At 64.3% G+C, this 17,860-nt stretch carries 19 protein-coding genes; 14 read left to right on the top strand and 5 right to left on the bottom strand.

Going from position 1 to position 17,860, the window contains the following annotated elements:
* The coding region (locus ACLQI9_RS11535; protein ID WP_442391689.1) for an SDR family oxidoreductase at nt 1-830 on the top strand (830 nt) is incomplete at its 5' end.
* A gap of 3 nt (nt 831-833) precedes the next feature.
* Here the strand turns inward: ACLQI9_RS11535 and ACLQI9_RS11530 are convergent.
* A complete protein-coding gene (locus ACLQI9_RS11530; RefSeq protein WP_442391688.1) occupies nt 834-2,330 on the bottom strand; it encodes an acyl-CoA carboxylase subunit beta in 1,497 nt (498 codons plus the stop codon).
* A 94-nt stretch (nt 2,331-2,424) separates the two neighbouring features.
* Between ACLQI9_RS11530 and ACLQI9_RS11525 the strand changes: the two genes are divergently transcribed.
* The 6 genes from ACLQI9_RS11525 (at nt 2,425) to ACLQI9_RS11500 (ending at nt 7,205) form a co-directional block, all read left to right on the top strand.
* Nucleotides 2,425-2,895: a pyridoxamine 5'-phosphate oxidase family protein gene (locus ACLQI9_RS11525; protein ID WP_442391687.1), complete on the top strand. Its 471-nt coding sequence runs from the start codon at nt 2,425-2,427 to the stop codon at nt 2,893-2,895.
* Nucleotides 2,896-2,992: 97 nt separating this feature from the next.
* Nucleotides 2,993-4,024 carry an LLM class F420-dependent oxidoreductase gene (locus tag ACLQI9_RS11520; protein WP_442375957.1) on the top strand — a complete coding sequence of 344 codons (1,032 nt, stop codon included), beginning with the start codon at nt 2,993-2,995 and terminating at the stop codon, nt 4,022-4,024.
* Nucleotides 4,025-4,049: 25 nt separating this feature from the next.
* Nucleotides 4,050-5,270 carry a cytochrome P450 gene (locus ACLQI9_RS11515; protein ID WP_442375961.1) on the top strand — a complete coding sequence of 407 codons (1,221 nt, stop codon included), beginning with the start codon at nt 4,050-4,052 and terminating at the stop codon, nt 5,268-5,270.
* Nucleotides 5,271-5,441: 171 nt separating this feature from the next.
* Nucleotides 5,442-5,930 (top strand): hypothetical protein, encoded by a 489-nt coding sequence (locus tag ACLQI9_RS11510; RefSeq protein ID WP_442375956.1) that lies wholly within the window; start codon nt 5,442-5,444, stop codon nt 5,928-5,930.
* 91 nt (nt 5,931-6,021) lie between these two features.
* Entirely contained in the window at nt 6,022-6,462 is a 441-nt protein-coding gene (locus ACLQI9_RS11505; RefSeq protein ID WP_442375955.1) for a VOC family protein, read from the top strand.
* The gene (locus ACLQI9_RS11500) at nt 6,459-7,205 is read left to right on the top strand and encodes an SDR family NAD(P)-dependent oxidoreductase (protein WP_442375954.1); all 747 of its coding nucleotides are present in this window, start codon (nt 6,459-6,461) and stop codon (nt 7,203-7,205) included. Before ACLQI9_RS11505 ends, ACLQI9_RS11500 begins: the two co-directional genes overlap by 4 nt.
* Here ACLQI9_RS11500 and ACLQI9_RS11495 read toward each other — a convergent pair.
* Together ACLQI9_RS11495 and ACLQI9_RS11490 are read right to left on the bottom strand one after the other, a co-directional pair.
* A complete protein-coding gene (locus tag ACLQI9_RS11495; RefSeq protein ID WP_442375953.1) occupies nt 7,183-8,340 on the bottom strand; it encodes a Zn-dependent alcohol dehydrogenase in 1,158 nt (385 codons plus the stop codon). The genes ACLQI9_RS11500 and ACLQI9_RS11495 overlap by 23 nt on opposite strands.
* Nucleotides 8,337-9,569: a cytochrome P450 gene (locus tag ACLQI9_RS11490; RefSeq protein ID WP_442375952.1), complete on the bottom strand. Its 1,233-nt coding sequence runs from the start codon at nt 9,567-9,569 to the stop codon at nt 8,337-8,339. Before ACLQI9_RS11490 ends, ACLQI9_RS11495 begins: the two co-directional genes overlap by 4 nt.
* A 124-nt stretch (nt 9,570-9,693) precedes the next feature.
* Here ACLQI9_RS11490 and ACLQI9_RS11485 point away from each other — a divergent pair, with 124 nt between their 5' ends.
* Genes ACLQI9_RS11485 through ACLQI9_RS11465 form a run of 5 tightly spaced genes read left to right on the top strand, consistent with a single transcriptional unit; the run spans nt 9,694 to nt 13,744 of the window.
* Nucleotides 9,694-10,053 (top strand): Rieske (2Fe-2S) protein, encoded by a 360-nt coding sequence (locus tag ACLQI9_RS11485; RefSeq protein WP_442375951.1) that lies wholly within the window; start codon nt 9,694-9,696, stop codon nt 10,051-10,053.
* Nucleotides 10,050-11,159 (top strand): amidohydrolase family protein, encoded by a 1,110-nt coding sequence (locus tag ACLQI9_RS11480; RefSeq protein ID WP_442375950.1) that lies wholly within the window; start codon nt 10,050-10,052, stop codon nt 11,157-11,159. Before ACLQI9_RS11485 ends, ACLQI9_RS11480 begins: the two co-directional genes overlap by 4 nt.
* The gene (locus ACLQI9_RS11475) at nt 11,156-12,316 is read left to right on the top strand and encodes an amidohydrolase family protein (RefSeq protein WP_442375949.1); all 1,161 of its coding nucleotides are present in this window, start codon (nt 11,156-11,158) and stop codon (nt 12,314-12,316) included. Before ACLQI9_RS11480 ends, ACLQI9_RS11475 begins: the two co-directional genes overlap by 4 nt.
* Before the next feature lie 4 nt (nt 12,317-12,320).
* Nucleotides 12,321-12,767: a hypothetical protein gene (locus tag ACLQI9_RS11470; RefSeq protein WP_442375948.1), complete on the top strand. Its 447-nt coding sequence runs from the start codon at nt 12,321-12,323 to the stop codon at nt 12,765-12,767.
* 5 nt (nt 12,768-12,772) lie between these two features.
* Nucleotides 12,773-13,744, top strand: coding sequence for an alpha/beta hydrolase (locus tag ACLQI9_RS11465; protein WP_442375947.1), 972 nt, complete (start codon nt 12,773-12,775; stop codon nt 13,742-13,744).
* 9 nt (nt 13,745-13,753) lie between these two features.
* On the opposite strand, the gene ACLQI9_RS11460 is transcribed toward ACLQI9_RS11465, so the two are convergent.
* Together ACLQI9_RS11460 and ACLQI9_RS11455 are read right to left on the bottom strand one after the other, a co-directional pair.
* Entirely contained in the window at nt 13,754-14,419 is a 666-nt protein-coding gene (locus ACLQI9_RS11460) for a hypothetical protein (RefSeq protein WP_442375946.1), read from the bottom strand.
* Nucleotides 14,416-15,249: a hypothetical protein gene (locus ACLQI9_RS11455; RefSeq protein WP_442375945.1), complete on the bottom strand. Its 834-nt coding sequence runs from the start codon at nt 15,247-15,249 to the stop codon at nt 14,416-14,418. The genes ACLQI9_RS11460 and ACLQI9_RS11455 overlap by 4 nt, the downstream gene beginning before the upstream one ends.
* A gap of 182 nt (nt 15,250-15,431) precedes the next feature.
* On the opposite strand from ACLQI9_RS11455, the gene ACLQI9_RS11450 reads away from it, so the two are divergent.
* Nucleotides 15,432-16,583, top strand: a complete 1,152-nt coding sequence (locus tag ACLQI9_RS11450; protein WP_442375944.1) for an acyl-CoA dehydrogenase family protein — start codon at nt 15,432-15,434, stop codon at nt 16,581-16,583.
* Nucleotides 16,583-17,848 (top strand): acyl-CoA dehydrogenase family protein, encoded by a 1,266-nt coding sequence (locus ACLQI9_RS11445; RefSeq protein ID WP_442375943.1) that lies wholly within the window; start codon nt 16,583-16,585, stop codon nt 17,846-17,848. The genes ACLQI9_RS11450 and ACLQI9_RS11445 overlap by 1 nt, the downstream gene beginning before the upstream one ends.
* The last annotated feature ends 12 nt before the right edge of the window (nt 17,849-17,860 follow it).

Below are 17,860 nucleotides of genomic sequence, written 5' to 3'. Positions count from 1 at the left end.
AGTACTTGAAGGACAAGGTCATTATCGTGACCGGCGCAGCCAGCGGCTTCGGCAAGCTGATTTCGGAAAAGTGTGCTGCCGGTGGGGCGAAGGTTGTCGGGGTCGACGTCAACGTCGAAGGCTTGAACGAGGTCTTCGAGAGCATCCGGGCCGCTGGCTTCGAAGGGACCACCCATGTTGCGGACGTCACCGACATGGCCCAGGTCCAGGCGGCGGGCCGACACGCCGTCGACGCCTACGGTCGCATCGACGTGATCGTGAACAACGCAGGCGTGATGCCGCTGGCGTTCTTCGCCGACCACGAGCGTGCGTGGGAGAAATGGCACAAGGCGATCGACATCAACATCAAAGGCGTCGTCAACGGCATCTCGACCGTCTACGACACGATGATCAAGCAGGGCCGAGGCCAGGTCGTCAACATTTCATCCATCTACGGCAACGCCGGGACCGAGGGCTCAGGCGTCTACAGCGCGACCAAGGCGGCAGTCGATGTGCTCTCGGATTCGTTGCGGGTCGAGGCCCAAGGCAGGATCAAGGTGACCACGGTGAAGCCGACGGGCGTCCTCGGAACCAATCTCGCCGGCGGGGTCGTCAACGAAGCGGCGATCATCGGCATCACCGGGCAGAAGGGTGCACAGTTCTTCGAGAATGTCGGCAACTTGCAAAACGGAGCCCTTCGACCCGAGCAGACCGACGTGGACTCAGTGGAGTACTGGCTGATCACTCCCGATGACCTGGCGAACGCGGTGGTACATGTCATCGATCAGCCCTGGGGAATCAACATCAGCGACGTGACGGTACGGGCGAGCGGCGAGAACTATGTCTGCTGATCCTCAGGGCATGATGACGGTCCGGCTCACCGGTTCGGCGGCGGCTTGCCGGCTGGACAGGCCCCGCCGCAACGAAGCCAACAGCGCGTCGCGGGTTTCGCGGGGATCGATGAGCTCGTCGAACCCCATGTGTTCGGCCGACCGATAGGACGCCTGTAGCTCCGCTTCCCGCAGCTTGGTCGTGAGGTCCTCGCCGGCGTGCGACGCACGGCTCAGCGCCGCCGCGCTCATGGCGCCCATCATCGCGCCGGGATAGGCGAAGGTCGCTGACTGGTCGTCGAAGCTGAGCAGCGACATCACCATCGAGCCGAACCCATAGGCCTTGCGCAGGGTGAGGTGCAGCTTCAACGTGTTGGCCGCGGTCTGGGCGGTGAACATCCGCGCGCCGGCCCGCAGCACGCCCGTGCGCTCGGACCGACTGCCGGGCAGCATGCCGGGGTTGTCGGCGAGGAAGACGATCGGCAGGTGGAACGAGTCGGCCACCATGATGAAGTGCGCTGCTTTGTCCGCGGCGTCGGCGTCGATGGAGCCGGCCAGCACCTTGGGCTGGTTGGCGACCACCGCGACCGGGTGGCCGCCCAGGTGGGCCAGCGCACAGATCATCGCCTTGCCGAACTGGGGCTGGACCTCGAACCAGTCGGGCCGGTCGAAGACCACGTCGAGCACTGCGCGCATGTCGTAGACGCGGCGGTTGTCACGGGACACGATGCCGAGCAGCTCTGGTGTCTGCCGCGGTTCGCTGGTCTCGTCAGCCGGCAGCGGCGACGGGTACGACCATGCGCTCGACGGGAAATACGACAGGTAACGGCGGATGTCGTCGAGCACGGTCTCGTCGTCTTCGGCGGCGTTATGGATCACCCCGCTGGGCAACGCGACGTCCGGTCCGCCGAGGTCTTCCTTCGAGATGTCTTCTCCGGTGGACTCTTTGACGACCGGAGGGCCAGCGGTGAAGATGGCGCCCTGGGAGCTCATGATTCGGAAGTCGCACACCGGGGCCACCAGCGCGCCGTGTCCGGCCGAGGGGCCAAGGACGGCGGCGACAGTCGGAACGCGGCCCGAGCACTGCGCTTGCGCGAGTAGGTCGGTCGGGCTGCGCCCGTAGTGCCCGCCGGTGGGACGATAGCCAGCGCCTTCCAGCAGCATCACCAGCGGAATCTTGTCGCGTAGCGCCAATTCTGCGATGCGGTAGCGCTTGGAGTTGCCGCCCGGCCCGATGCTGCCGGCCATCGTGGTGAAGTCCTCCGCGCCGAGCATCACCGGTGAGCCGTTGATCAAGCCGGAGCCGACGACGATCCCGTCGGCGGCGATCTCTCCGCCCACGAGCGTGCCGAGTTCGCGGAATGTACCCGGATCGAGGAGGTGGTCGATCCGCGCTCGGGCGTCGAGCTTGCCCTTGCCGCGGTGTTTGGCAAGCCGGTCCGGACCGCCCATCGCCCGCGTTTGCTGACGGCGACGGTCGAGGTCGTCGAGCGTCTCCTGCCAGTCGGGGGACTTTGTCATGGGCATGTCCTCACTCGTCGGCTGTTACGTACTGAATTGCTTACTGTAGCGTCTGCGAGAGGGAGGCGGCCAGCGGCCGCATGACGAGATGGAGATGGATGGGAGATGGGGTAGCGCGATGGGGATCCGGTTGACGCCTGACGAGGCATGGGAAGCAGTCGGCGCGGCGCATACCGGCATTCTGACGACCCTGCGCCGCGATGGTATGCCGATTGCGTTGCCGGTGTGGTTCGTCGTCGAAGATCGCACGGTAGCGATGATGACTCCGGCCGGCACCAAGAAAATTGCACGCGTCCAGCATGATCCCCGGGCGTCGTTTCTCGTCGAATCGGGGGAGCGCTGGGTTGAGCTACGCGCTGTTCATCTCACCGGACGTGCGGAGATCGTCCAGGACGCCGCGGCCATCTCGCGAATCGAGGCCGCCGTCAACGACAAGTACGTGGCGTTTCGCCCACCCGTTGCCAGCCTGCCCGCAGCGACCCAGACGTATTACGCGAGTCAGGTATTTCTGCGCTTCGTGCCAGAGGGCCGAATCCTGACCTGGGACAACTCCCGCATCGCATGACGGAGTCATGACGAAGTAGCTGGTGCGACATGGCTTTTGCGGCTGTCGGGATAGCCGAAATTGACCCTACCGAATAGCTTACTGTAGCTTCACGAGTATGAGCGCCACGCTGGCGTCCGGCCTCAGGGTCGACGGGGGCATCTTCACCGACCTCGCTCGGGTGCCGGAACTGGCGGGCGCGCTCGAGCGACAGGGCTACGACGCCTGCTGGACCGGCGAAATCAACCACGATCCGTTTCTGCCACTGCTGCTGGCGGCCGAACACACCACCCGACTCGAGCTGGGCACCAGTATCGCAGTGGCTTTCGCGCGCAACCCCATGATCGTCGCCAACCTCGGTTGGGATCTGCAGACCTATTCGCAGGGCCGGTTCTTCCTCGGCCTGGGTACCCAGATCAAGCCGCACATCGAAAAGCGATTCAGTATGCCCTGGAGTCATCCGGTGGCCCGGATGCGCGAATTCGTGGAGGCGCTGGACGCGATCTGGTCGGCCTGGAAGGACGGCACCAGGCTGCGGTTCGAGGGTGAGTTCTACACCCACAAGCTCATGACGCCGATGTTCACGCCTGAGTCGCAACCGTTTTCGGCGCCCAAGATCTTCATCGCCGCTGTCGGCGAAGCGATGACCGAGATGTGCGGCGAAGTCGCCGACGGCCTACTGGCCCATGCGTTCACGACGAGGCGCTATTTGCACGAGGTGACGATGCCCGCGGTGCAGCGTGGCCTGCAGCGCTCCGGTCGTGATCGGCAGGCATTCCAGGTGGCATGCCCGGTGTTCGTGGTGACCGGCAACGACAACGCGGAATTGCGGCTGGGTGCGGCCGATGTCCGCAAGCAGATTGCCTTCTACGGATCAACGCCCGCCTACTGCAAGGTGCTTGAGCTGCACGGTTGGGGCGCTGTGGCGACGGAGTTGCACCGACTTTCACTGCAGGGGGAATGGGATGCCATGGGAGCGCTGATCGACGACGAGATCCTGGACGCCTTCGCTGTCGTTGCGACGTACGACGAACTCGCAGGCGCGCTTCGCGACCGCTGCGAGGGCGTCATCGACCGGGTAATGCCGGCGTTTCCCCGCACCGTTTCCGCGACCACTATCACCGCCGTACTACAAGAGTTGCGTCAGTGAGGAGCTGCCCATGAGTACGCCGACGATGGATGAAGCTGCCAAGGTCCTCGCCGATCCGCTGGCATACGCCGACGAGCCGAAGTTGCATGCGGCGCTGGCTCATCTGCGTGCCAACGCCCCAGTGTCCTGGGTCGAGGTGCCGAATTACCGGCCATTCTGGGCGATCACCAAGCATGCCGACGTCATGGACATCGAGCGCGACAACATGCTGTTCACCAACTGGCCGCGCCCGGTCCTGACGACGGCGGAGGGTGATGAGTTGCAGGCCGCCGCGGAGGTGCGCACACTGATCCACCTGGACGATCCGCAACATCGGCTGGTGCGGGCGATCGGCGCGGATTGGTTTCGTCCCAAGGCGATGCGGGCGCTGAAGGTCCGTGTCGACGAGCTGGCCAAGAATTACGTCGACAAGATGATGACGGTGGGCCCTGAATGCGATTTCGTCCAGGAGGTCGCGGTCAATTACCCGCTCTACGTGATCATGTCGCTGTTGGGGATCCCCGAGTCGGACTTCCCGCGAATGCTCAAGCTCACCCAGGAGCTGTTCGGCAGCGACGACAGCGAGTTCAAGCGCGGCAGCACCGGCGAGGATCAGCTGCCCGCGTTGCTCGACATGTTCCAATACTTCAATGCTGTCACGACGTCGCGTCGTGAACATCCGACCGAGGATCTCGCGTCCGCTATCGCCAACGCCCGCATCGACGGCGAGCCGCTGTCCGACATCGACACGGTGTCGTACTACCTGATCGTCGCCACCGCCGGCCACGACACCACCAGCGCGACCATCTCGGGCGGCCTGCATGCTCTCATCGAGAATCCGGACCAGCTCCAGCGGTTAGGCGAGAATCTCGACATCATGCCGCTGGCCACCGAGGAGATGATCCGATGGGTCACTCCGGTCAAGGAATTCATGCGCACCGCCGCCGAAGACACCACGGTGCGTGGAGTCCCGATCGCGGCGGGGGAGTCGGTGCTGTTGTCGTACGTGTCCGGCAATCGGGACGAAGACGTCTTCGAGGATTCGTTCCGCTTCGATGTTGGCCGCGATCCCAACAAACACTTGGCGTTCGGTTACGGCGTCCACTTTTGCTTGGGTGCAGCGCTGGCCCGCATGGAGGTCAACAGCTTTTTCACCGAGTTGTTGCCGCGGGTGAAATCCGTTGAGTTGACCGGGGCGCCGCAATTCGTCGCCACGACATTCGTCGGCGGACTCAAGCACCTTCCGGTTCGGTACCAATTCCACTGAGTCGGCCGGCTACGCCGCTGGATTTGAGAAGTTAACAGCAGGCAAACACAACCCCTAGATTAGGAAACACCGTCGGGCGGAAATGCCAAATACCTTCCAACCCGAGGATCTCCCGTGATAGACCGACCGGTAGTGGATATTCTTAACGGCTTCGTAGGAGGAACTAAGGTCATGGCTGTCGCACGGTGCATCACCGCCACCGCCTTTCTCGCCGGTCTCGCTCTCGGACTGGCCGCACCCGCCGGCGCGTGGGGACCGGCCGCGCCTGCACCGTTTCCTTCTGACTTCCAGACGAACGCCCACTACATCTCGACTCAGATAAACCCAAAAACCGGTCAGCCGTTCACCGTCGAGGGTCATCCGGTCACCAACGATTGGTACTTCAGTCCCTGCGGTGACGGATGCGCCTCAGCAGCTCGCACACCCGGTGGACCGCCTTTGGGGCAGGCTAATTTGGTGAACGGCCAATGGGTGTTAGACACCACCGATGGCGCAGAATGCCCGGACGGTACCAGCGTTCCCAACGCCATCGCTGCCCACCGCACGTGGGACCCGAACACCCTCGCAGGCACCGTCCAATCCACCGGTAAGGAGGGCGCCTGCGGCTTTCCACCCGGGGTACCAGAGACTGCGGACATCCAACTCCAGCTGGTGCCCTGACCCAGAGATCCGAATCGGCGCTCGCGGATCAGCTCTGCTCCTAAACTCGCACCATTGTGACGATGGTGTCTGAGGATGGGGGAGCAAGCCTGTGTTGGGCGTTCATCATGCGGCAATCTGTACGGCCGATGTCGAGCGGTCGATGAGATTCTGGCGAGAAGGGCTAGGATTCACCGAACTGTTCGACCACACGTTCCGCGGTAACTGGCCCGAGCTCTTCGGGGCAGGCTCCGATCAGCTGCGGTCGATATTTCTGGGTGATCCGCAGACTCCGGACACCGGCATCGTCGAACTCGTGGTCTTTGAGGGAGCCGGCGACGCGCCGACGCCAGCTCCGGCCCCCCGGCACGGATTCTTCCTACTCTCCCTGCAGCGGGACGTCGACGCGACGCTGTCCGGCTTGGCCGCTTTGGGTTTCACCGACGGCGTGCGTCGCATCAGTGTGCCTGCACCGGGCGGCGCGACGGTCCCGATGGCAGTCATCACCGCACCGGACGGGGTACTGGTCGAGTTGATCGGACCGCCGGCATGAGCGCTCTCGTCACTGGCGGTGCATCTGGTATCGGGCGGGAAGTCGCCGGCCGGTTGCGCGACAACGGCCACGACGTGGTGGTGTGGGATCAGGCTGGCGGCGACATCGATTGCGATATCAGCGATCCGGAGGCGGTAGCGGCGGCAATGAGCCACACCGTGCGCGAGCACGGCGTGCCGACGCGAATTGTGGCCTGCGCGGGCATCGGCGCATCCGGCACACTGCTGGCGCAGTCGGTTGAGCAGTGGCAGCGGGTGCTGGCGGTAAATCTCACCGGCAGCTGGCTGACCATTCGGGCAGCCGCTGAGGCGATGATCGACGCGGAAATCGGCGGATCGATCGTCGTCGTCTCCAGCATCAGCGGAACGGTTGCCGACCGGGATATGGGTGCCTACTGCGTGTCCAAAGCGGGGTTGAACATGCTGGTCAGGGTCGCGGCTGTGGAATGGGGCGGCTACGGCATCCGGGTGAACGCTGTCGGGCCCGGTGTCACCCGGACACCGATGCTGGGCGAACCGGAGCAGCTGCCCGGCTGGGTGGAAGGTTTGTCTGAGCGCACCGCCTTGGGACGTCTCGGCGAGGCCGGTGACGTCGCCGGTGTCATCGTGGGTGTCCTCGAATTACCTTGGGTGACAGGCCAGATCGTGCACGCCGACGGTGGCCTCGCGCTGCACAGCCCGATCGACGCGTATGGTCAGATGCAGCGACTGCGTGGGACGGTCACGCCGCCCCGAAATCGATGACACCACGGACGATTTCACCGTTGAGCAGGTCCGCGTAGGCGTCGTTGATGTCGTCGAGCCGGTATCGTCTGGTGATCATCTCGTCGAGCAACAGTTGACCGGTCTCATAGAGCCTGGCCAGCCGGGAGATATCCGACTTCGCATTGCACGACCCGAATATGGTGCCGGCCAGCGTCTTGTTCATCAGGATGAAATCCTGCAGGTCGATCTTGACGGAGTGGGTCAACTGCGAGGTCATCCCGGTGAGCACGCATGTCCCGCCCTTGCGGGTGAGTTTCACCGCATCGCGTACGTCCTCGGGGGCGATGAGAGACGGCGAGACCACGACGGCGTCGGCCATCACCCCGTATGTCAAACCACTGACCAGATCCAGCGCCTCGGCTGCCGTTGCGATGGTGTGGGTGGCGCCGAACTTCATCGCCGATTTCTGCTTGAACTCCAGCGGGTCGACGGCGACGATCTGCGCGGCGCCGTTGATGCGGGCCCCCTGGATCGCGCCGGTGCCGATGCCGCCCACGCCGACGACCACGACGGTGTCGCCGGCCCGCATGTTGGACCGGTTGGCGACCGAACCGTAGCCGGTCGGAATGGCGCACGACAGTAGCGCGCTCGGCACCAGTGGTAGGTGCCGCTCGATGTTTACAATCGAATTCGTCGACACGACAGTGTGTTCGGCGAACGTACCGACCTTCGCAAGGTGGCCGAGATCCTTACCGTCGGCGGTGTGGTGGCGGAAGGTACCGTCGGTCGGCATCCCCGGGGTCAGCGTCCCGATGCCCTCATCACACAGGTACTCCATGCCGGTAGCGCACCAGCGACATTGGCCGCAGACCGCAACGAACGACGTCACCACGTGGTCCCCGGGCTCGAAATCGGTAACGCCGTAGCCGACTTCGCGCACGATGCCCGAACCCTCGTGGCCGCCGACGGTGGGAAACATCGTGGGCAGCCCCATCGCGCGAAGGACTTCGTTGGGCGCCGCCATGTCGCCCTTGAGGATGTGGTCGTCGGAGTGGCACAACCCGGCGGCCGCCATCTGGACGAGAACCTCGCCTGCACGCGGCGGGTCTAGCTCGAATTCCTCGACAGACCAAGGGCCGCCGACGTCATGCAGAATCGCCGCCCGGCTTTTCATGACACCGGGGTGAAGCTGACCGGAAGCTTGTTGGGCGACCGGAAAGTGAGCCCGACAATTCTGGAGTCCTCACCGGTTCCGTCGTCGGCCACGAGGGCCAAGTTCGCGACCCGGTCAAGCAAGCTATTCAACATCACCCGGGTTTCCAGCCGGGCCAAGTGCATTCCGAGGCACATGTGGATGCCGCCGGCGAACGCGATGTGCGCTTGGCGCGGGCGGCGGATGTCGAACGTGTTGGAGTCGGTCCACCGGCTCTCGTCGCGGTTGGCCGATCCCATACACAAGTCGACCTGCGCCTTGGCGGGGATGGTGTGACCGCTCACCTCCACTTCCTCGGTGGTGGTGCGCATGACCATGGTCAGTGGTGTTTCGTAGCGCAGTCCCTCTTCGATCGCGCCCGCAATCAGTGAGCGGTCCTGGTAGACCATCGCCAACTGTTCGGGGTGGGTGAGCAACAGGTAGAGCAGATTGCCCGAGGAGCGATACGTGGTCTCCAAGCCGGCGGGCAACAACAGACGTAAAAACGCGATGATGGCCTCGTCGGTGAGTTTCTCGCCGCCGATTTCGGCGGCAACGAGGTCACCGATGATGTCGTTGGTTGGCTTGCGGCGCCGCTGTTCGACTTGGTCGAGGAAATAGCCGTGCAACTCCGTCGCGGCGTTCAACCCCGCCATGATGTCGGTCGGAATCGAGATCAGGTCCAGGGACAGCCGCCGGAACAGGTCGAGATCCTCGCGGGGCAGTCCGAGCAGTGTCGAGATGATTCGCGTCGGAAATTCGAATGTCAGCGACTTCACCAAGTCGGCCTGCTCGTCGTTTTTGATCTCGTCGACGAGTTGATCGCAGACCGGGCCGATGACCGACGGCTCCCAGTGTTCCAGCGCGCTGGCGCGGAAGGCCTTGGCCACCAAGCTGCGATGGTCGTGGTGCTCTTTGCCGCCCATCGCCAAGATGGTGTGGCCCATCACCAATCCGATCGTCTTGTCGTAGGCGGCGGAGGTGAAGATCCGGTCGTCGCGGAATGCCTGAAAGACGCCGTCATGGCCGAACAGGACCCATTCGTCGTCCGGCTTCAGTTCCGGGGGCAACAGATCGGTGTCCATCAAGGAGCCGTGATGGACGGGCTCCGTGTGCCTCTTGTATTCGAAGAACGGGTAGGGACTGGTTTCACCGGTCGTGTCGAGCGTGATGGGTTCGCCGTGCGGCTCGGCGCTGATCGTCACCAGCATCCCTCCTGAGCATCGAATTTCGCTATCATAATATAAATAGCAATCAAGCCCAACGGGTTGTGGTGTTTACCGTAATGGGGACAGTATTGACCTGCACGATCATCAGGGAGGCGGTGATTCGGCCGTGCTGAAACGCCGATTGGTCTGCTACCTCGACGAGTTGCCGCCGGGCACGATGAAGCTGGTTGATGTCGGGAAGTTCGGTGTGGGTGTGTACAACGTGCACGGGTCTTTGCACGCGATCGTCAACTACTGCTCCCACGAGGGTGCGCCCTTGTGTCTGGGCTACATCGGCGGAACCAACGAGGCCGACCCGGGCGCTCCGGAGGGGCTTCGGCGCACCCGCGACGGGCAGATCGTTCGGTGCCCTTGGCACAACTGGGAATTCGACCTCACCACGGGCTGCAACGTTGCCGATCCGCGGCGGCGCATCCGGACCTACCAGGTCGACGTCAACGACGGCGAGGTGTACCTGACTGCATGAGCACCACGGTCGGCACGGTCATCGATGCCAATGTTCAGCCCCATTTCGGCTATAACGCCGAAATCCGGCGTTACCTCCCTGCCGCCCACCGCCTGCGGTCGATTCCCGACGTCGAACAGCAGTGGTATCAAGCCCCGGGTGGCGACTACCGGCAAGACCTGTACGGAGAGCACTACCCGGGGTCTGATCCTGAAACCGTTGCTCGTCATCTTTTCGACGACGCCGGGGTCCAGTACGCCATCTTGAACCCCTTGACCCGCGGCAACATTGCCGACTATCTGCTCAACAGCCGAATCTGCGCCGCGGTCAACGACTGGCTGCTGGACCGCTGGCTGGAGCCAGACATCACCGACCGTTTCCGCGGGACCATCCGGGTCAACCCCGAGGATCCCAAAGGTGCGGTCGCCGAGATCGAACGCCTTGCCGCACATCCCAAGCTGGTTCAGGTCGGTGTCCCGATGCAGTCCCGTGAGCCCTATGGCAAACCGATGTTCGAGCCGATCTGGGAGGCCGCGGCCGCCTACGGGTTGCCGGTTGCGCTGCACATCAACGGCGGCAATGGCGTCGATTACCCGCCGACGTTCGCCGGCCACGCGCACACCTATGCCGGCTACGCGGCCTTCATGCCCCTCAACTATTTCGTCCACCTCGCGACGCTCATCGTCGAAGGCGTCTTCGGCAGGCATCCGGATCTGAAATTCGTTTTTGCCGACGGCGGATACGACATCCTCACCCCGCTGATGTGGCGGCTGGACACCTTCTGGTTGTCGATGCGTGACCAGACGCCGTGGGTCGACCGCTATCCCAGCGAGTACCTGCCCGGCCATGTTCGGTTCTGTTCGTCGGCGTTCGACGGGCCGACTGACACCGGTCAGATGCAGCGCTGGATGGACTTCACCGGCAAGGCTGACCTGCTGATGTATGGCTCGAGCTACCCGCACTGGTCGACGTCGTCGCCGGACGTGGCGGCCTCAGGTCTCGACGCCGCACAATGCGACAGGATGTTGTGGCAAAACGCCAGCGAGCTCTACGGGCTAGCAGTCGAAGGGCTCCAGGCAAACGGGCTTGGAGCCAAGGGGCTTGGAGCAAAGGAGACAGCCCGATGACCACGATCGAACGGGTCGAACCGCAGACCGAGATCGCGGTCGCCATCGTCGACACCGATGTGCACCCTCTGCCCGTCTCAACCGACGTGCTCAAGTCGTATGCGCCAGCCGAGTGGGTCGACAAGATCTGGCCGTCCGGAAACGCGGTCAGCCCGTTGCCGCATTTCTACGACACACCGGACTCATACAAGACCATGTCACTGCGTGTCGACGCCGCCCCGCCCGGCGGCGGTGTTGCCGGTAGCGATCCCGACTACGCGGCGAAACAACTGTTGGTCGACGCCGGCGTCAGCATCGCATCACTTGAGCCGATGTGCGACGCGCAGCTGCCGCAGGCCGAGCATGTGCTGAAGTCCACCTACAACGACTGGCTTGCCGACGTCTGGCTGGATCAGAACAATGCGCACGGCCGCTGGCGTGGCTCGATCAGCGTCAGCGCGCAGGTACCTGAGCAGGCGGCGTGCGAAGTCGAGCGGTGGGCAGGGCATCCCTACATGGCGCAGATATTGATGACGCCGCAGACACGTGGAATCCCTTTCGGCAACCCGCATTTCGATCCGCTTTACGAGGCCGCGTCCCGCAATGGTTTGCCGGTGGCCACTCACTTGATGGGGCAGACGCCGTTCGAGCTGATTCCGATCTATCCGGTCGGCAATCCGGCGCACTGGCACGATTTCTTTGCCTCTTGGCCGCTGCTATACGTCTCGCATTTGATGAGCCTGGTGTTTGACGGTGCCTTCGACCGGCACCCCGATCTGCGGGTGGTGTTCATCGAGGGTGGCTTCACCTGGGCGATGCCGGTGATGGCGCGCATGGACCGGATTTGGGAAGCCCGCCGCGCCGACCTACCGCACGTCCGTCGCAGGCCGTCGGAGTATGTCCGCGAACACGTCCGGTTCACCACCCAGCCGCTGGAAGACGCCGACGTCAGGCAATTCCGTGAATATCTGGAAATGATGGACCTGGGCGACAACCTGATGTTCTCGACGGATTATCCGCACTGGAGTTACGACTCGCCGGCCTACGCGATCAACCGTTTCCCCGCGGCGCAACGGGAGCGAATCATGCGCGGCAACGCGACCGCGTTGTATGGGTTGCCGGCGACCGTGAAAGCCCTGCCCGGGGAACAGCCCCCGGTCGGTGTCAGTTTCGAGTGAGGCAGTGACCGAGCCGGCCGCCAGGCTGAGTGCCCTTGTCGATGAATACGACGCAAAGTGGTCGGCCCTCGATCTCGTGGGGGTTGCCGCCCTCTGGGAAGACGACACGCCGCAGCCGGTGTACATCGGCGACGAGTACGCGATGCCGCTGATCGGCGCCGACGAGCTCGACCGGCACTGGGCACGGGTCGCCGGGCGCCTCAAGCGCGCGTCGGTGTCGTCGCAGCTGCGATCGGCCGATCTGCTCGCCGACGGCTTCGCGCGCTGCGTCGTGCTGAGCCGATGGAGCTTCGCCGGACGTGAATCCGACGTCGAGCACAGCGGCAGCAGCTGGATCACCTGGCTGGTGGTGGCGCGCGGCGAGAAGTACCGCATCTTTCACCACATGGAGTCGCAGGTCTACCTTGACGAAGGCTTAGGTGAACACCATTCGAAACGGCTGAAAGACTAGAGAGCATGACGACCGAGACCGATCGCGCGCAGCCGAAAGGCCATAGAAGGATCAGCCGCATCGACCCGGCGCTGCGCGACGCCGCAGCCAGCCTGGACATCGTCGAATTCCGTGCGGAGACACTTCCGGCCGAGCGGGAGCGCGCCGAGCGGCTGGCTGCCGAGCGCGCGGCCGCCGTCGACACCGGCAGCGTCGAGATCGAAGACCGCGCCATCACCGGTCCGCAGGATCGACGGCTTGGCTTGCGCCTCTACCGCGGCCTGACCAAGTCGGCAGCGCCGCTGGCACTGTATGCCCACGGTGGCGGCTTCGTGACCGGAAACCTCGATACCGACCATCTGCACTGTGTAGACCTGGCCCGCGCGGCCGGCTGCCTCGTCGTGTCGGTCGACTACCGGCTCGCACCCGAGCACCCGTGCCCGGCAGCACTTGATGACGTCGAAGCGGCGTTTCGTTACGCCGTCGAGAACAGTGCCCGCCTTGGCGCGGACGGCACCCGCGTCGTGGTGATGGGCCGGGATGCGGGTGCGGCTCTGGCCGCGGCGTTGGCTCAGCGCATGTTCGACGCGGAGGGTCCGCCGATCCTGGCCCAGGTGCTGCACCAGCCGATGCTCGACTCCGACGCGACACCATCGCGCCGGGAATTCCAGCGGACGCCGGGACTCAACGGCCCCGCGGTGAGTCGGGCATGGGGGCACTATCTCGGTCACACCGCCGCGACGGCCCAACAGGTGCCGGCCCAGCGGGCGAACCTGGAGGGGTTGCCGCCGGCCTTCATCAGTTGCGCGGAGATCGACCCGTGTCGCGATGAAGCCATTGACTACGCGAACCGGCTGTTGCACGCCTATGTGCACACCGAGTTGCATGTCGTCGCGGCCACGTTTCACGGGTTCGATTCAGTGGTGCCGGAGTGGGTGGTATCCCGGGAAAGCGCCGCGCTGCACGCTCAGGTGCTTCGCCGCTCGTTTGCCATTTAGCTGCTCAGCTCATACCGGCTGGAACTTGGTGATAAGCCACGTGCCGTGGACCTTGGTCAGCGACACCAGCACGCTGCTCGACGCCATCGCCGGGTCGGGCCGTTCTTTGCTGGTGGTGGCCTGGTTGACGAAAAGCAACACGACCGCTGAATTCGGTTGCAGTTCGGTCGCCGCCGCCCCCACCACCTGAGCTGTAGTGGTCAGCGCCTTTTCCTTGGCGGCCGGGGTCACGATCTCCTTTGTGAACTGGTCGTAGTAGTTCAGGAAATCTCCGGTGAGATGGGATTTGGCAGCGGCGAAGTCCTGGTTGAGGGTGTCCGGTTTGTAGGACAGCAGCGCGACGGTACCGTCGCGCGCCGCATTGATCGCCATTTGAGCGGCTGCGGTGTCGGTCTGCTCATCGGGTCGGTACTGAACGACGTACAACCACGTCGCCAGCGCACCGGACAGCAGCAGAAGCAGGACGAGAACCAGCGGGGCGACTTTGACGCGTCGCCGGCGCGCGACCTTATCGCCCAGGCCCAAGGTGGTGTCGTCGTCTTGCTGGGCTTCGTCGCCTTCGTCGGCTTCTTCGTCTTCGTCTGCGGCCGTCTTGTCGATCTCGACCCCGTCGCCGGGCTCCAGATCGGCGACGCCCTCGACGTTCTGCTGCTCGGTCTTGTCGTCGGCGCTCATAGCACGAACTCGACTTTCGAAATCTTCAGTTGATCACCGTCTCGGACCACTGAAACCCGGAACCGAAAAGCGCGTGGATCGTCTTTGGCGCCAGCCGAATTGGTGACGCGCTCGTTGGCCAGCACCAGAACCACGGCGGAATCCTTGCTCATCGACTCAACCGCACTGGCCGTGACCGACCCTTGGGTAACCGCTTTGGAATCTTTTACCACCGACGCGAAATCGTCCGCGCGACGCTGGAAGTCGTCTCTGAATTCGCCGGTGGCGCTGTCGAGTACCCGCTGGACGTCTTCTTTGGCCTTATTGAAGTCCAGTGACGTCAGGTTGACGACGCCTTGCCTGGCGGCAGCGACGTACGCCGCGGATCGCTGCCGTTCCGCCAGGACGGTGTGGTGATGCCAGAGCATCCATCCGCTCGCTCCAAGCAGACCGCAGATGGCCACGATGGCGGCAGCGGTGAGGACCCTGGACAACCCGGACAACCCCGGCACCCGCCACCGCTGGCTGGTCGACTCGGTCGACCCCGCGGGTGGCTCCGCCTCCTCGGATGGCTCGGAGCGCTCGGACGGCTCGGGCGTTTCGGGCGCCTCTGCGGTGTCGTCTGCGGCTTCGACGACCGTGGTGGTGTCTTCGGCATCGTTGTCGGCTTCCGCCTCCGCTTCCGCCTGCGCCTGCGCCTCACGCCGTAATTTGATGGCTCGGGCGCGTGCGCGCGCCGCCGCAGCCAGCGCTTCTGCCTCAGCCGCTTCGGCCTCGGCCTGCTCGGCTAACGCGATCGCGTCCGCCTTCGCCTTGGCGGAATCCGCCGGCCGTTCGCCAGCGTCAGCCACAGCGACCACAGCTTCTAGACGTCATTATCGACTGAACTCCGGTATCTCTTAACTGTATTGCTCATTGCTACCATCGAAGGCACCAGTGAACCCCGACTGGGTTCGAATCGGACGGATGACCAGGACACGCCCAGCCTTCATCCGCAACGGTGAAGGAAGGCCATGGAGGTCCAGCCAACATCATGACTGCCGTCGATTCCCCCGAAAAGATACTCTTCGCCTCCACCACCCAAGCTTTTCTGCAGAAAGAGGTTCCGCTGAGCCGGGTGCGGGAGCTGCACGCGGCGGGCGTCTCCTTCGACCAGACCTGGTGGCAGCGGGCCGCTGAGCTGGGTTGGACGGCCTTGCTGGTTCCCGAGGAACTCGGCGGCGGCAGCGTGTCGGGCGATGGCGTCGCCGATCTGGCGATGGTCGCCGAACAACTCGGAAAGACTGTGGCGCCGGGGCCGCTGTATCCCGTCAGCACGGTGCTCGCCAGTCTGGTCGACTGCGCCGAGCGGCAGTCTCATGCGGCCACGATCGAGTCGTTGATCTCCGGTGAAACGGTGGCCTCCTGGGCCGTCTACGAGCCCGGACAGGGCTGGGCGCCCCATCAACCGGCGGTGACTGCCACACCCACCGACTCCGGCTACCGCATCGACGGCGTCAAAGATCGCGTGGAAGCGGGCGCCCAGAGCGGCCTGCTGCTTGTGGTGGCACACAGCGACGACGGCGTGCGCCAGTTCCTGGTGCCTACCAAGGCCTCCGGGGTGCAGATCGAACCGCAACAGTCGGTCGATCTGGTCAAGCACTACGCCCGCGTGCATTTCGACGGCGTGGACGTCGACCACAGCGCGGCCGTCGGCAGCGCCGCCGAGACCGCCGGGCTGATCGACCATCAAAGCCAACTCGCGCAAGTGCTGCAGTGCGCCGAAGTGGTCGGCATTCTGCAGACTGTGTTCGACTTCACCGTCGCATGGGCATTGGACCGGCACACCTTTGGCCGTCCGCTGGCGTCCTACCAAGCACTCAAACACCGCTTCGCCGATATGAAGATGTGGTTGGAGGCATGCCGGGCAACGACGGCCGCGGCGGTTGCCGCCATCGCGGCCCGTTCGCCCGAGGCCGGTTTGTCGGCCAGCATCGCCAAGTCGTACGTCGGGGAAATGGCGACCGAGATCGTGCAGGGCTGTGTGCAGATGCACGGTGGAATCGGCGTCACCTGGGAGCACGATCTGCACGTGTACCTGCGGCGGGTTGCGTTGTACCGGTCCATGTTCGGCACGCCCGAAGAGCACAACCTGCGGGTGTACCAGTGGCAGGAGGCAGGAAACCGGGCCCCGAGGTCTGCTTGATGGCTAAGACATCCAAGGCCTTCGGAACCGACACAGCGGCACCCGTCGAATCCATCGATGAGTTCCGCGCCCGGGCGAGAGCCTGGCTGGCCGACAACACGCCACCCATCGATCCCGCGTTTCCACCGGCCGCCCATCGTGACGAGGAACGCTGCTGGCAGCGGGCTCGCGAGCTGCAAAAGCGGCTCTATGACGGCGGATTCGCCGGAATCTGCTTTCCCCGCGAGTACGGCGGGCTGGGTCTGGATTACGACTACCAGCGGGCATTCGACGAGGAGAGCCTCAGCTATGAGATGCCGCTGATCCTCAACACGCCCACGTTCACCATCTGCTGCGCGACGCTGCTCGATACTGGGAGCGAGGAGCAGAAACGTCAGCACATCGCCGCGGCCTTGCGGGGTGACGAGGTGCTAGTTCAGCTGCTGTCTGAGCCCAGCGGCGGATCGGACCTGGCCGGTGTGATCACCCGTGCCGAGCGCGATGGCGACCGCTGGGTGATCAACGGCGCAAAGACCTGGAGCACAAGCGCATTCGCCGCCGACTACGGCCTTTGTCTGGCCCGTACCAACTGGGATGTGCCCAAGCACGACGGCCTGACCATGTTCTTGGTGCCCATCAAGCATCCCGGAATCACGTTGCGGCGCATCACTCAACTCAATGGCTCCACGGAGTTCTGTGAGGAGTTCCTCGATGGTGTCGACGTCGGCGACGACGCCGTTGTCGGCGAGGTCAACGAGGGGTGGGCGGTGGCCTCGCGCCAGCTCTACCATGAGCGCCGCGCGGTGGGAATGGGTTCGGAATTCGCCAGCGGCAGTGGCAGCGAGGGCGGCCGGGCGACGCCGGTGAACTATGTGGCGCTGGCAAAGACGATAGGGCAGGCCGACAACGAGCGGGTACAACAGTTGGCCGGTCGGGCACTGGTGCACCGTGCGGTCAGCGATCAGCTGGGCGGCCATGTCTACCGCAGTGTCCGCGACGGCAGCCTCCCGCCCGCCGCCGGAACCTTGATCCGGCTTTTCCACGCCGAGACCGTGACGTTGGAGATGGACACCGGGTTGGCGATCACCGGAACGGCCGGTGTCGTGGGCGCAGAGGGGGAGGGCCTGCAGACCGGTCTGCGGTACCTGGCCCGGCAAGCGGTCTGCATGGGCGGCGGCACCATCGAAATGGCGCGGAACGTCATCGGGGAGCGGGTGCTGAACTTCCCCCGCGAGTACGCCGCTGACCGTGGTGTGCCGTTCAGCCAAGTGCGGCACGGCAACTAAAGCCGCCCAGCC

This window comes from Mycobacterium sp. (assembly GCF_052143115.1).
Taxonomy (GTDB): Bacteria; Actinomycetota; Actinomycetes; order Mycobacteriales; family Mycobacteriaceae; genus Mycobacterium.
This window is presented reverse-complemented; position numbering and strand designations above follow the sequence as displayed.